Annotated in this window: 17 protein-coding genes; 3 read left to right on the forward strand and 14 right to left on the reverse strand. The window is 62.7% G+C overall.

Going from position 1 to position 14,058, the window contains the following annotated elements; all coding sequences use genetic code 11:
* Positions 1–39: 39 nt before the first annotated feature.
* The 14 genes from LRA89_RS15760 to LRA89_RS15825 all read right to left on the reverse strand — a co-directional run bounded on the left by LRA89_RS15760 (position 40) and on the right by LRA89_RS15825 (position 10,632).
* Positions 40–318, reverse strand: coding sequence for a hypothetical protein (locus LRA89_RS15760; protein WP_230771702.1), 279 nt, complete (start codon positions 316–318; stop codon positions 40–42).
* Positions 318–956 carry a type-F conjugative transfer system protein TraW gene (gene traW, locus LRA89_RS15765; protein WP_443024990.1) on the reverse strand — a complete coding sequence of 213 codons (639 nt, stop codon included), beginning with the start codon at positions 954–956 and terminating at the stop codon, positions 318–320. Before traW ends, LRA89_RS15760 begins: the two co-directional genes overlap by 1 nt.
* Positions 953–1,486 (reverse strand): S26 family signal peptidase, encoded by a 534-nt coding sequence (locus tag LRA89_RS15770; RefSeq protein ID WP_230771705.1) that lies wholly within the window; start codon positions 1,484–1,486, stop codon positions 953–955. The genes traW and LRA89_RS15770 overlap by 4 nt, the downstream gene beginning before the upstream one ends.
* A complete protein-coding gene (locus tag LRA89_RS15775; RefSeq protein WP_230771707.1) occupies positions 1,470–2,135 on the reverse strand; it encodes a TrbI F-type domain-containing protein in 666 nt (221 codons plus the stop codon). Before LRA89_RS15775 ends, LRA89_RS15770 begins: the two co-directional genes overlap by 17 nt.
* Complete coding sequence (locus LRA89_RS15780) at positions 2,128–2,466, reverse strand: hypothetical protein (RefSeq protein ID WP_230771709.1); 339 nt, start codon at positions 2,464–2,466, stop codon at positions 2,128–2,130. Before LRA89_RS15780 ends, LRA89_RS15775 begins: the two co-directional genes overlap by 8 nt.
* A 5-nt stretch (positions 2,467–2,471) precedes the next feature.
* The gene (traC, locus tag LRA89_RS15785; protein WP_443024992.1) at positions 2,472–5,048 is read right to left on the reverse strand and encodes a type IV secretion system protein TraC; all 2,577 of its coding nucleotides are present in this window, start codon (positions 5,046–5,048) and stop codon (positions 2,472–2,474) included.
* A gap of 2 nt (positions 5,049–5,050) precedes the next feature.
* Complete coding sequence (locus LRA89_RS15790; RefSeq protein ID WP_443024993.1) at positions 5,051–5,968, reverse strand: TraV family lipoprotein; 918 nt, start codon at positions 5,966–5,968, stop codon at positions 5,051–5,053.
* Positions 5,968–6,819, reverse strand: coding sequence for a DsbC family protein (locus LRA89_RS15795; protein WP_230771715.1), 852 nt, complete (start codon positions 6,817–6,819; stop codon positions 5,968–5,970). The genes LRA89_RS15790 and LRA89_RS15795 overlap by 1 nt, the downstream gene beginning before the upstream one ends.
* Complete coding sequence (locus LRA89_RS15800; protein WP_230771717.1) at positions 6,806–8,128, reverse strand: TraB/VirB10 family protein; 1,323 nt, start codon at positions 8,126–8,128, stop codon at positions 6,806–6,808. The genes LRA89_RS15795 and LRA89_RS15800 overlap by 14 nt, the downstream gene beginning before the upstream one ends.
* A gap of 2 nt (positions 8,129–8,130) precedes the next feature.
* Positions 8,131–8,946 (reverse strand): type-F conjugative transfer system secretin TraK, encoded by an 816-nt coding sequence (locus LRA89_RS15805; RefSeq protein WP_230771719.1) that lies wholly within the window; start codon positions 8,944–8,946, stop codon positions 8,131–8,133.
* Positions 8,943–9,512, reverse strand: coding sequence for a type IV conjugative transfer system protein TraE (locus tag LRA89_RS15810; RefSeq protein WP_230771721.1), 570 nt, complete (start codon positions 9,510–9,512; stop codon positions 8,943–8,945). The genes LRA89_RS15805 and LRA89_RS15810 overlap by 4 nt, the downstream gene beginning before the upstream one ends.
* A gap of 1 nt (position 9,513) precedes the next feature.
* Positions 9,514–9,798, reverse strand: a complete 285-nt coding sequence (traL, locus tag LRA89_RS15815; protein WP_230771723.1) for a type IV conjugative transfer system protein TraL — start codon at positions 9,796–9,798, stop codon at positions 9,514–9,516.
* A 64-nt stretch (positions 9,799–9,862) separates the two neighbouring features.
* Positions 9,863–10,183 (reverse strand): TrbC/VirB2 family protein, encoded by a 321-nt coding sequence (locus LRA89_RS15820; protein WP_230771725.1) that lies wholly within the window; start codon positions 10,181–10,183, stop codon positions 9,863–9,865.
* Between the two features lie 128 nt (positions 10,184–10,311).
* Positions 10,312–10,632: a TrbC/VirB2 family protein gene (locus tag LRA89_RS15825; RefSeq protein WP_230771727.1), complete on the reverse strand. Its 321-nt coding sequence runs from the start codon at positions 10,630–10,632 to the stop codon at positions 10,312–10,314.
* A 444-nt stretch (positions 10,633–11,076) separates the two neighbouring features.
* Between LRA89_RS15825 and LRA89_RS15830 the strand changes: the two genes are divergently transcribed.
* From LRA89_RS15830 to LRA89_RS15840, 3 genes are all read left to right on the forward strand, one after another.
* Positions 11,077–11,631 (forward strand): hypothetical protein, encoded by a 555-nt coding sequence (locus LRA89_RS15830; RefSeq protein WP_230771729.1) that lies wholly within the window; start codon positions 11,077–11,079, stop codon positions 11,629–11,631.
* Positions 11,632–11,912: 281 nt separating this feature from the next.
* Positions 11,913–12,770: a replication initiator protein A gene (locus LRA89_RS15835; protein WP_230771731.1), complete on the forward strand. Its 858-nt coding sequence runs from the start codon at positions 11,913–11,915 to the stop codon at positions 12,768–12,770.
* 411 nt (positions 12,771–13,181) lie between these two features.
* Positions 13,182–13,961, forward strand: coding sequence for a helix-turn-helix domain-containing protein (locus LRA89_RS15840; RefSeq protein ID WP_230771733.1), 780 nt, complete (start codon positions 13,182–13,184; stop codon positions 13,959–13,961).
* The last annotated feature ends 97 nt before the right edge of the window (positions 13,962–14,058 follow it).

Raw genomic sequence — 14,058 nt, forward strand, 5'->3', positions numbered from 1 at the left:
CGACACACGACAGGATCACCGCCAACCGGCGCAGCAGGCTCACGACCGTTCGTCCTCGACCGCTGGCTGCATCAGCCACGCCTCATCCGCGCGGTTCTTGCGTAGTAGATACAGGGCGGTGTGCAGCGCGGTCATGACGAACAGCGCGACGGTCATGAACGTCGCTACCTGACCGATCAGGGCGACCAGCAACGGGTTCGCGGCAACCGCGAGTGCGGTCCCGACGCATAGCGCTTGAAAGGTACGGCGCATGCCGCGAAGCCGGTCGGTTTCGGGCGCTGCCATCGGCGTGCGCAGCAGGTCGAGCCACAGCGGCATCAGCTTGCCCCCTTCATGACGATCTCGGAGATGCGGACGACCTGGCCGTCCTGCCGCGCGACGGCGGGGGTGTGGCGGATACCGAAGCGCTGGGTCAGCCGCCCTTCCTGGTCGAAGTAGAAGCGGCGCTTGCGCTTCGTCATCTCCTCGAACGGCGAACCGCTCACTAGAATGATCTTGGCGTCGAGGTCGCGGTGGGTCGCGGTCGCCCAAGCCATCTGCGCGGAATCGTCGCCGTCGACGAACACCAGCGCTTGGCGCATCGCGACGAACGCCAGCGGGTTGACCGTCTGCCCCGCCGCGACGATCAGATTGCCTTTGGGATCACGGACCTCATGGTCAATGGTGACGCTTGGATCGAACGCCCAGATACGCGGCTGCGTCGCGGCGCTGATCCCCTCGACCGGCTTTGGCCGGCGGATGCGGGCTTCGGCGCGCTGGCGGAACACGGCGTTCATCCGATCGATACCGCCGCTGGCCTGGAGCGTATGCAGGCGGTTCTCGATCGTCGACAACAAGTCGGGCTCGATGATCGGGAAGGTCTGGCCGACGACACCATGATCGCTGGCGGTGAGCGGTGCGGAGGTGGACAGCGAGAGCAGGCCACCCGCCACGAGAATTTCGAGCGCGCGGATCACAGCACCGGAAACCCGGTGCCGGCGATGTTCTTGGCACACGCATAGCCGATCGCGCCGTAGCGGCTGTCGAACCCGTCCTTGTGCGGCGTGCCGACATAATAGCAGTCGCGCGGGATCGTGCCGGTGGGGCCGGGGACGAGCGGCTCGCCGGTGCGGGTGAGCAGCTTCATCCGCCCGACGACGCGGCCAGCGACGACGACCTGATTTCCGCGATGCTCCACGGTTTCGCCGGGCATGCCATAGACGATCTTGCCGAACAGGTGCGGCTCGGGTCCGAAGTGGCGCACGACCAGCGGATTGGTGGGCGCGAGGAAGAACACATAATCCCCCCGCGCGGGCACGTGCGTCTTATGGATCACGAACGCCCAGTTCGGCAGCGAGTCCGAGCTGTTGATGAGCACGCCATGCGTATCGCGCCAGTCGGCGATCGCGTTGACGGCGAGGCCACCGACGATGAGCAGGCCAAGCGCTCCCCACAGATGCTTGCGCGGCCGCCAAGGCGCGCGCCGGGTGTCAGCGACCGCTGCCATCGCCGCCTCCAAACGCCGTCGAGCTGGCACCGGGCATCATGGGCGCGGCGGTCGGTGCGATACCGGTCGCCATCGGGGTCTGGACCGGCGCACCGAACGGCCCCGTAGGCGCCGCCTGTGCTGGTGCCACCGGCGATCCCATCGGCACACCCACCCGTGCGGATGCGCGTGCCGCCTCGACCGCCTGCATCTGCGCGGCCGACACCGGCCGCGGCCTTGGCACATCCGATGCGTAGATCGAGTTGGTGATCTCGGCGGTGACGTCGGGCACGTTCTTCGACAGCACCGCCTCACCGACCAGTACGACCTCACCGGCCGCGCCGCGCCGTGCGATCTCGCGCTCCAGCCCACCCATGAACCGGCGCATCTCGGCTTCCACCCGCTCGGGTGGCGCGGCGCTGCGCGCCTGCGCCTGAACATAGTCGCCGACGATCCGCGACAGGTCGGCACGCACGAAGCGGGCCTGCTTCGGGTACAGCACCGCCTGCGTCACCCACAGCGTCCAGACCGCGATCGCGAAACCGAGTACGCACAGGAACAATTGCGCGGCGGTCAGGCCGGCGAAGATCTTCCGGGGCGCAAGCGGAGCGGTCGGCGCGGCCTGCACGGACACGTCGCCGGTTACCGGATGTTCGGTCGGGTCAGCCACGCGCCAGGCCCTCCAGCTTGGGGTCGCGTGGGATCCATGCGCCCCGGCGAAAGAACAGGATCGCGGCGATCGAGGCGAGCTGGACGCCCGCCAGCACCACCTTGAAGCGCATCACCCGGTCGGCGTCCGCCGCGACGTAGCGACTGGCGAAATTGTCGATGTGGAGCATCGCACCGTCGAGCGAAAAGCCGCCGATCACGAGAAAGAAGAGCGCGAACAGGCCCCAGCTCATCAGCAGGCTGGACGCGAAAATGCCGCTCCAATGGAGGGCAAGGTATAGCCACCAGCCTCGATCGTGCGAGGTCGAATTGCCTTGGGTGATAACCGACACAGGGGTCACTCCGCTGCGAGCAAGAGCGGTTCATCGCCACCGGCGTCGCTCCATTTCTCGGGGTTTTCGGGATAGGCGACGCGCTCGATCGCAGCGTCCATTGACAGCCCTTGCGCGACCAGCTCGCGGATCGCGGCGAAAGTGCGTGGCGAGGACGAATAGACGGTCGCCGAATAGGGATCGAGGACGAGGCGGCCGACCGCCAGCGTGTCGGGTCCCTTTATCATGACGTCCGAATACTCGACGCCCTGGCGCTTCAGCGAGCGCAGCAGCGCGTCGGTATGATCGTCCATGTCGAAGCGGCCGAGCTTCTTGAAGTCCGCGATCGTCTCCGCCTTCTGCTGGAGGATGACCGACCAGTCGGAGTTCTCCAGCGCCGCGCGGCTGCCGTCCGACTTGTAATAGTCGTTGAGGCTCTGCGTCGCGGTGACGAGGCTCGCGCCGTACTTGCGGCAGGTGCGCGCATAGGTTTCGATGAAGTCGGCCATCGAGCCGCCCTTGAGCATCTGCCATGCCTCATCGAGCAGCAATGCCTTGGGGATGCCGCGATCGAGGCGACGCATCATCTGCTGCGCCATGAACATGATCGCGGTCAGCGCAACGGCGCGCAGCTCCTCGCGCGACGACAGGTCCGACAGCTCGAATACGGTCAGGTCGGCCGAGAGTTGGAACGACACTTCGCCCTGGAAGAAGCGGCCATAGGTGCCACCGCCGGAGAAGGGACGCATCGAGATGCCGAGGTTGATCGCAACCTCGTTACCGGTTTCGTTCAGCGCGGCGATGATGTCGTCGATCTCGCCCGCGCGACCCTTGGCCGACCATACCTCGTTGACCGCGCCGTCGATCAGGCCGCGTTCGAGGTCGTCGAGCTTGTCGATGTAGCGCGCCATCTGGCTGACGATGGCTTTGAGCATCGCGAGGCAGTCGACCAGATAGTCCGGGTCGGCCTCGACCAAGCCCGCGTCGATCATCGAGAACGGGTTGAGGCAGAAGCCCGACGCCATGGTGAACTCGACGAAGCTGCCGCCCTGAAGCTTCGCCGAATGCTCGAACGAGCGGCCGTCATCGATCACGACCACCCGCGCGCCGGCACCGACCAGCGAGGAGCACAGCTCCTGCAGCGCGACCGACTTGCCGCTGCCGCTCTTGCCGAACACCGCGACATTATGATTGCCGGCACCATTCTCGAATGGTGACCAGAAAAACGGCTGCCCACGCCGGCCGATCAGCATCAAGTGCGGGATCGGGCCGCCGAGATACTCGCCCTGGATCGGGGCAAGGCTTGCCGCCGTGGTGGTGAGCATCGTGCGCAACCGCTTCATGTTGCGCAGGTCGAACGACAGCCCGTTGGCCATCGTCATCGGCATGGCGGCCAGCAGCCCCTGAATCTGGAGATAGCGATCGTCGAGCAGGTCCCAGCCCGCCGCGCGGTACACCGACTTCAGGATGCGCTCGTTGATGTCGCCCTTGCCCTTCGGGCTGAACGAGGTGACCGAGAAGAACCCCTGCACGAGCTTGCGCCCCTGGCCCAGCTCGTCCTTGACGAAGCGCCACTCCTCCGACTGGTCCTTCAGCTGCGGCAGCATCCGCGCGGACTTGCTGTCGGCAAGACTGGTGGTGCGCATGAACTTGCGTCCGGCGCGCGAGCTTTCACCTTCCGCGTCGGGAAACTCCAGACACAGGTTGGTCGAGATCGGGCAGGGCATGCGCAGCTTGTCGGCGAACATATCGCCGATGAGCTTGGCCATGTCCCACGGTGCCCAGCGCTTGGGCAGGTTACGCACCGAGAAGGAGCGCACGTCGAAGGTGTCGGGATAGATTTCACCGATCTCGGGTGCGTCGTCGATCACCTTGCCGGTCGGGCGGAAGCGCTCGGTGCGCAGCAGGATACGGTCGGGCTCGATCCGCATTTCGAGGTCGTGCCGCACCGCCTGATCGGCGATGGGGTCGAACGGGTTATAGCCGATGGTATCGTCGCCCGGCGCCGTGGTCGGCGAGGTGATGTCGTCGATCCACGCAATGAGCTGGGTCGGATCCATCGGCCGCGCGGCGACACCGATCGATTCCAGCGAGGAGATCAGCCCTTCCATCACCGCGACAATTTCGTCAGCGGTCACCCGACCGGATGACGGGGTCGCGTAGGAGATGGCGACGCGGTGCTGGCGCAACATGAAAGGTGCCGCGTTGCTGAGCGAGGTCCACACCCCGTCGACCAGATAGGCGGTGCGGTGCTTGGCCATGCGCTCGTAGACGCCGCCGGCGGCGTAGCGGGGCACGTACCAGCGCGAGAGTGGCTCGCCGACGCGCGGACTCATCCATCCGTGAAACTGGAGCGTGCCGGGCGTCGGGATACCATCCGACAGGAACTGGGTGAGGATGTCGGCGGTCCGCTCATCCGCCCCAATCAGGGGGGCGAGATCGAGCACGAACCCGCGCGAGGCGGTGTTGTGAAACAGCTTCGTCTTCGCATCATAGCTGCGATAGGGCAGCCAGTGGACGAGACGCGGCACCGCCGTTGTCGGTCGCGCACTATCCGGTGTGCTGGTATCGCCCAGCACGTTGGTCTGCAGCCAGCGCCACATGCTCATCGTTCGGCTCCATCGATGCCGGGGAAAGCGGGCGAACGCACCGTCGGCGCAGGTTTCGCGCCCCTCGCGTCGCGCTCGACCTGTGCCGCGGCGCTCTGGATCACCGGGTTCATGCCGATCGCCGCGACCGTCTGTCGGCCCTCGCTGGTAGCTTGCGCCGGGATGATCGTGCCGGCGGTAGGCGAACCCTGAGGCGTACGGGCAGGAAGCGCGGATGTGGTGATGCGGGCAGCGGTGGGTGCAGAGGTTTGCCGCGTGGTGCTGGTGGCAGGCGTTCGAACGAGTGGGCGCGGAGAAGGGGTTAGCGTCGCCGCGACCTCGCGCTTAATGGCACCGATCGGGTCTACCGATGCGGCGCGCGCGGGACGGGTCGCTCGATTGACGCGAGCTGCATCGATCGCGGCGGCCGACGGCATGTCGGGATCGATGGCGCCGGGCTCAGGCATGGCCGTTTCGGCGGCATCGAGCGCAGCCAGCAGCGTAGCCCCGCCTGCTACCTCGGCGATCGGCGCGCTATTGGCTGCCACTACCTGTCCGGGGGCAGTCGGACGCCAGTCACCGGCATCGACGACGGCATGGACGGCAGTCTGTTCGTGCAGCCGTCCGGCCGCATCGATATGCGATGGGAACACGATCCGCAGCACCTTCTCGCCGGTCCGTGCTGCGCCGTTCGCGGCTACGGTGAAGGCCCGCCCCTCACGCTGCGGCGCCGGATATGGGCCGGCAGGCTGGATCAACCGGTCGCCGTCCTCGCCCGCGATCAGCGCCAGCGCGCGATCGTCGATCACCGATGACGGCGCGCAGATGCCCTCGGGCGCGACGCAGGAAAAGCTGCCTTTCACATTGCCGCCCATCGTGGTGCAGCCGGACAGCACGGCACCCCCGAGCAGGAGCATGGTCACGGTGCGGCGCATCACGACTGGTCTCCCGCGATCCAGCGTTCGAGGAACGCCTTGGGACGATAGCCCTCGATCATCGCGCCATCGGCGCGCACGATTACCGGCGTTCCCTGCAACCTGTTTTTCCGCGCGAACGCCTCGTTGGCGTCCAGCCCTGAGGTGTCGCACTTGGCCGACCCCTGTACCGGTTCCCCGGCATAGGCGGTGTGGAGTGCCTTCACCCGATCCTTCGCGCAATAGACCGCGTCGGCGACGTCGCGGCTGCCGAGCGATGAGATCGGTCGCTCGATCACCCGCACGTTCATCGTGGCAAGCGTGTTGGTGAGCGCACGGCAATAGCTGCAACGGAAATCGGAGAAGACGGTGACCGTCGCTCCACCCGCCTTGCCCCATGCGATCGCGCCCGAAGCCGGGAGACCGCTTAGCGAGAGATGACGCACCGGCGCGGGTGCCGTCTGGCGGGCGCTGCCGGGGGCGGGCGGTGCCTCACCCTCCCCATCGGCGGCTGCCTTCGCCGCCCCGCCGACCAGCGTCTCCGGGCTCATCTCGAGCAGGCGGGCGGCAGTCAGATCCTGCCGCGTCTCCATGTCATAGACCCGCCCGACGACGAGGTAGCGGCCCGAGCGATCGACATAGAAGAGGTTCGATCCGGCGGTAACCTCGCACAATCCATCCACTTTGGAGCAATCGACGTTGCTGAGCGGGGTCTTGGGCAGGCGCTGCTTCAGCAGCTCGGTGACATTGCGCTCGGGACGCTGGATCAGATTGGTAGCCAGCGCACCCCCGGTAACGCCGAGCGCGCTCAGGCAAACGGCACCGATCCCGATGCGCACGCGGCGCGACAGCTTGCGCTCAGTTGCGGACATGGACACCCTCCAGGAAAATGATCTCGACATCGACGCCGGTCGGCATCTCGATGACGGGCTGGTACTGTTCGGCGCGCTCGATCAGATATTTCGAGACCATGTCGCCGGTCTGCGAGACGCCTTCGCCGAGGCCGCCCTGGGCGATGTCGCCGAGGCCGAGCTGCTGGCGCTTGCCGCCGACCGACACGGTCGGTGCGGTCAGAAGCTGCTGCGCATTGGCCGAGAAGCCGCGGCCGAACCCGCCGACGAGGCCCGCCATGAACGCCTGGCTGATGAGCGACCCCTCGCGGCTGACGACCCGTCCGCGCACGCCGGTCTTGCCGCCGAATGCGACGAAGCCCTTGACCTCGGACACCGCGTAGCGGCCGCCGGGTTGCGGGCAGGTCATCTTCTGGAGCTTGATATAGACCTTCTCGCTCGACAGTTCGCCGCGCGCCGCACCGTTGATGAGGCACCCTTGGATGCGCGTGGTGAGCAGCTTGCCGTTCTGGAACACCGAGCGCGCCGGGCCGGTGACCCGCAGCAGCACCGGGAGCGGGTCGGTCTGACTGCCGACACCGGCTGCGGCATCGACACCGACAATGACCTTTGCGGTCGCGATGCTGTTGGGCGGCAGATAGTTGATGCTGTCGGTGAAGACGGTATTGCCCTTCTCGACCCGTGTCGCGGTGCCGCCAGCATCGCCGAACGAGATAAGCTTCACCTCGTTGACACGGACCGGAACGGGGGCGGCGGCCATCGGCGCTGGTGCCTGCGACGGCTGATAGGCGCTCGGCCCCCCCGGACCGTACATCGCGGCCGGGCCGGGTGGCGGGGCGGAGGGTGGCGGTGCCTCGTTGATCTGACGGCGCAACTGCTCGTTTTCGGTCTGGTACGCGCTCAACACCCGCTGGCCGTCCGAAGCCATGCCCGAGTTCTGCGCCTGGAGCGCTGCGACCTGGGCCGCCAGTTCATCGACCCGCGTCTGCGTGCCACCTACCGCCTTCAGCTGGTTCTCGGCCGACTGGAAGCGGTTCTCCGATGCCGCCTGCCACTCCTTGTCCGAGAGGTTGCGGTTGACCATGTCGTTGGTTGACACTTCGACGTCGGTCGCGGCTGCCTTGGTGTCGCTCGCCGCGTCATTGCCGCTGCCGCCGAACATCCACAGCGAGGTGGCGAGCAACCCTGCGCCGGCGATGCCGCCCATCACCAGCTTCTGGTTGCGGTGAACGGCGGTGTTCGCGGCAAGACCATCGGCATCGGGCGCGCCGGTGGCCTCGGGCGCATCGAGTGTCGGGCGGTTCCGCGAGAAGGGATTGCGCAGAGCCATGGTTATTTTCCCTTCGCGGAAACGAGATAGGCGGTGGTGATTTTGCCGGGCGCAAGGTTCGGCTCGGCGATCGAGACGGCGAGCGCGCTCGCCGGGGCGACGGTCGCCTCGGTCAGCGTTGTGGGGGAGGTACCGGTGTTCTCGATGCGCAGCACGCGACCGGTCATCGTCTCGCCCTGATATTCGGCGATCATCTGCACCTTGAGGTTGCCAACATGCACCGGGCGCAGCGAGCGCTGGCGCATCTCATACGGAGCGCCGACCTTGTTCGCGTACATCGCGCGGACCAGCTCGATCGCGGCATCCTCCGGTGCCTGTCCGGTCGCCGCGCGATCCGCTACGGCCCCGTCGCCATCCTCAGCCTTGATCGCGGGGTTGGCGATGAACACCTGCACCGCCTCGTCGCCGAGCGGCCGGCAGACGAACTTGTAGACATAGCCACGCCGCGTCGTGGCGAAGAACGAAAGTGTCGGCCGCGCATAGCCCTCAGGTACCGAGAGATAGATGTCGCCGCGCACCGGCTCGTTGACGACGCTGAAGTCGCTGGCGGCATCGCCCGAATTGATCTTGGACACCGCCGCAAAGGCGTCTTCAACGAGGCTGATGCGGGTGAGGTCTTTTGCCGATGCGTTGCACAGCACCTGCGCCCCGTCCGACGCCCGCAGCGTCTGATCGGGAGCGGCGAAGGCCGGCTCGATGGCGACGACGGCGGCGACGCAGATGAGCGCGCCACCGGTCATTCGCAGGAGCATGCAGCGGATATTCGAGGCGAGCGCCGTGCCGAGCATGGCGCTGCCGATCGCGATATAGCCGGTCATTCGGCGGTTCCCTTGGTAGCGGGCTTTTCCATGCCGAAGCCGACCAGCTTCAGCTCGAGGCCCGAATAGTCCCAGTCGAACCGGAAGGTGCGATGCTCACGCGAGATCACCTGCTGGCCCGCGATGGTGGTCAGCTCGCCCGTCACCCGCGACCGCAGGTTGTCGGTATCGATCTGCATCGACTGAATGCTGAAAAACTGCGCGATGCTCGACCCACGCTGTTCATCGACGATCTTGAGCAGGTCGGCCTTTACCTTGCCCTGTGCGCGCGGGGAGACGATCGCGAGGATCGACTCCATCCAATAGTCCAGGCCGTTCGGCGAGCGGTTGAGCGTCAGTAGCGCGACGTCTCGGGTGATCTGTTCGAGATAATCGCGCGACACACCCGCGCTCGACACCGTCACCGGCGAGCGCAGAATCGGTTGCAGGACGATTTCCCGGCTGCGGGTCGCCGACATGAGCAGCAGCAGCGCTACGGCAGCGGCGAGCACCACCGCGGCAATGCCGAGCATGTTGCGCTGGCGCAGAATCCGCTGACCCTGCGCATGCTGATACGACAGGTCCATCTCAGCCTACCATCAGACGGAGGTAGGAGGGTGGCGTGGCCCGCAGCGACGGAAAGCCGCCCGGCAGATGCCAATAGGCCAGATGGATCAACCACGACCCTGCGCGCCCAGCTTTTGCTTTTTTCAGACCCCACCAGCCCGCAAATGCGAATGCGATACCGATAAGAATGTGCTGGGTGAGGATCCCCCAAACGAAGGGGATCACCATCGCGAGGAACTCATCAATCGTCCAGAACCCGATGAGTTCGGGATCATCGAGATGCGATGGGATCGTGTACTTGTCCATGTGCGCCACCCTTCTGGGAGCCGCCGGGAAACGGTGCTGCTACACCGCCCCCGACGACCGGCGATCAGATCGTGCCCGTCACCGTCGAGGTGACGATCGGGATGCCGGTGCCGGCACCGACGCCGACGCCGACCGGGATCGCGACTTGACCGACACTGAACCGGCCCGAGGCCAGACCGATGACGCCGCCGGCCAGCGACAATACCGTGATGATCTTGCCGCCCGATCCGGAGAGGAAGGCGGTGAACCTGGCCAGCGCGGTGTTGAACGTGGCATCGGTGCCGGCGAACGCCGGTCCGGCACACATCGCCGCTACCGCGACGACGCTCACCGCCGCGAGTGCCGCCGTCTCGCGACGGCTGCCCTTGAGACTGTCATTCTTCATGCGGGTATCCTTCGAGAAACCCAGCAGCCCCACGAGGCTGCATGGGCTCGGGATCATCCCTTCCCGGTGGAGCGAACCACCCGGGAAGCCGAGCCGGCGGTGCTGCTACACTGCCGGCTCACGGGCGATCAGATCGTGCCCGTTACGGTCGAGGTGACGATCGGGATACCGGTGCCGGCACCGACGCCGACGCCGACCGGGATCGCGACCTGGCCGATCGAGAAGCGGCCCGATGCGAGACCGACGATACCGCCGGCCAGCGACAGCACGGTGATGACCTTGCCGCCCGAGCCCGACAGGAAGTTGGTGAACTGCGTCAGCGCGGTGTTGAACGTCGTGTCGGTGCCGGCAAACGCCGGACCGGCGCACAGTGCGGCAGCCGCGAGCACGCTGACGGCGGCCAGTGCGGCGGTTTCGCTGCGGTTGCCCGCGAGCATCTTCGTTTTCATTCGGAGGTTCCCTTCGATGGAATAGGACGCGGAATTTCTGCGCCCTTCGAAGAGTGCGATTGACCGAAACTTGCCGTCTACGGATGTTCCTCAAACCAGTATAAAAAACATCTGTCTCGCTAATATTTTGTGGTTTGAGCAATATTTTTGGCCAGCAGCATTAAATAATGGATCATATATGGACTGGGCGGTTCAGATATGAGCCATAATGGTTCATATCTGAACCACAACAAATCAGACGATGTTCAATCTAAGGTGGATTGGTTCAAAATTAAAGTAATTAGTAGAGCTAGGAACAGTGCTCTGCTTCATAAGCAGGTTCAAAACATACCTGTATTGATAAAACGAAATTAAAAGCGAAGGATTACGGAAAGATTTTTTTATAAAAGGTTGCCAATGTCTTAATGCAGAATCTATCTGGCGGTTCCCCCTTGGAGATAGATAATGAATTCGTCGGTAGCCAGCTTCGCTTTAAAGGAAGCTACTGATGCGAATTATATTCCCGGCATAGTCGATACAATAATATTGCATGCTAGAAAAAATCGTATCAGCAAGCGTCAAATTGCGAGCCTAACTGGTATCAATAAGGCACGTATCCAACGGATCCTGTCTGATGACCAGAGCGCACGATATGAGGCTCGAACATCGGAATTAGGCCGCATTGTAAAGGCTATTGGTATGAGTAGCTATGATGCTCTTGTTTCCGAAGAAATCGGTGAAATGATCCGAGACGAAGCAGATATTATAGAACTACTTCCATTCCTATCGAATATTCTGAATGGATTAGTATCAGAAATTGCTTGCGAGATCCGATCGATCGACGGGATCGTGCTTGGTGCCTGCAAAACTGTTCACGCTGAAGCTATGCGGAAGCGGCTTGCGAAGCTGGTGGGTCACGAAATGCGTCGATTTTTTGAACGTCAGGAAGCCCTGTACGCGGACATGGAACAAGGCGGCACACGTGCTAGGATTTACTCGTCATATGCTTGTGCGCCGTAGGCATCGGCGTCCAAAGGCGGGGGGGGGTGGGATGGCCAACCTCCACCGGCGGCTAGTTTCGTGTTATCGGCGACACCAGCAGGCGCTTAGCCAGCGACATCAACGATTCGTGTTATCGGCGACACCGAGTAGCCTGTGGCCATTCCACAGATCCGGAGTTCGATTCGTGTTATCGATGACACCTCTACCCGGATCAAAGGTCGGCGCGTAGGAATAGGTTTCACAAGGCTAAATATGCCTTTTGGCGTGTGGTAGCGTGTAGCTAAGACGGGTTACAGAATATGAGCGATGTCACTGTTATCCAAGGCGATCTATTTGCTCTTGATAGCCCCTTGCGCGGTAGCGTCCGTGGTGAACGGTCCCTCATGGCTTATCCGTTCTTTGCGCTTACCAAACAAGCTTGGATGACGCCGCTGAAGTATGAAACCGATATGGTCTCTATTGAAGTAGGCCCGGGGCCAAAAGGCATAGCCAACATTTATGACAAAGAAGTATTATTATACATCGCAAGTATAATGGCAACCAAACTAGATAACAATGAAGTTGTAACCCAAGAATTTCATTTTACTGCGCACGATTTATTTAGGGTTACTGGGGTTAGTGGTTCTGCTAGATCATATAATAGACTTTTTGAAGCGCTTGAAAGACTTCAAGGTACGCAGATAAAGACCGATATTGAAACTGGTGGAGAAGGTGAAACTGGTTTTTTCTCTTGGTTAGAATCCGCAAAACTACAGTATAGCAAAAGTGCATCCGGAGATAAGCGTCTAAAATCAGTTAAGGTACGTCTTTGCGATTGGCTGTTCCGAGCAATTTTACGCGATCGTCAGGTTTTGCAATATGCGCCAACGTATTTTCAACTAAGTCCTGTTGAACGGAGACTTTACGAAGTTGCTAGAGCTTGCTGTTCTGAGACAGAATTTTGTATAACTATAGGCGATCTCAAGTTACAAACTGGATATCAAAGTTCTGCTCGGCATTTTAAACAGCAAGTAAAGGATGCCGCAAGACGGAATTCAATTCCTGGGTATCGATTCTCTATTGATCCGTCTGAATCACCGAATGGGAAGGTGGCACTAGAGCTTGTTAGAATCGTACCTGAACGACAGGTTTCTATTGCTTCCCAACCATCTATCTGAGTGCATTTATGGTACGTAGCAGCTGTCGGCGATAACACGAAAGAATCGAATGGGTGTCGCCGATAGCACGAATCTTTGTTGGCTGGTGTCGGCGATAGCACGAAACAATAGCGTTTCGGGCATTCGTGAATTGAGGCACGGTGATGCCGCCCGATCGGTTGGGCGAACGCATTATCAAGGATTCGGCTGTGACCACATAAAGGAAAGCCCGGCACGAAGGCCGGGCGTCCCAAAGGCTAGAAGGAGCGATGTCGCCAAACATCGATCCGGCACCACTGAGTAGGTGTCCTCCTTATAGGCTGGAACGAACTGCGGTTCAAGGATGCGCGTTTCGCGCCACGCAATCTTTTTGCCTGGTCCCGGCCTCCGTATGGAGGAAGGTGAATGGGTGTATCTATAGGGGACGCGGCAATGGCCGCGATCGCCGGGATGGCGCTGCGTCGCGCGCCGGCGAGGTCGGGTGCGCGGCACCCGACCGGCGAGCCGGTGCTGCGCGACAGCATCGAAGCCGGAACGTTCGAGGAAACGTTCTTCGCCGTACCGGCAAAGGGCGAGACGGACCGACTGTTGCACGTCGCGCGCCGGACACTCGATGCGGCCCGGCGCTTGCGCCGGGACGAACGAATGGGTGCGAAATCGTTGAGCGCGGCGGAGCGCCTCATCACGCGCCTGACGTCAGGTGCCGTACGGGTGTATGAGGAGATACTGACGCTGAGCCGCCTCAACCGGGGGAAGGTGTATCCAAGCTACGATTATCTGGCGTCAGCAACGGGGCTCGGCCGAGCTACGATCGGCAGAGCGATAGCGATCCTCGAAGCCATCGGCTTCCTTGTCCGGCAGCGTCGTTTCATCCGGGTCGAAGCAAAGGGACCAGGGCCACGGTACGAGCAGACGTCGAATGCGTATCGTCCGCTGCTACCTTCCAGCGTCCTGTCCTATCTTCCGCGCTGGATGCGCCCGGCGCCGCTTCCCGCAGACGAAGCCCAGCGCCACGCCGATCACGCTGTCGAGCTAGCGGGAATGCGCGCCTCGCTGTCCTGCCGCGAGCTGGCGGAAGTCACCATCGGTGGCCAACTGGGTAAGATACTCGCCAAGCTAGGGGCTGCCGTCGACCGTAAAGAGCGTGAGGCTCAAACTGATCCTGAACCGCTAACGGATTCATATAATAATTCTGAAAAAGTGTTGGCCTAGTCGGCCAACGCGCCATTCACCAGCACGAAACATGGCAAACGGCACGTGTAACCAACGGCCACCACCGCAAAACGTTCAGTGGAACGCAGCGGCTACG

Origin of the sequence: Sphingomonas sp. Leaf4 (genome assembly GCF_920939515.1) — a bacterium.
Taxonomy (GTDB): domain Bacteria; phylum Pseudomonadota; class Alphaproteobacteria; order Sphingomonadales; family Sphingomonadaceae; genus Sphingomonas.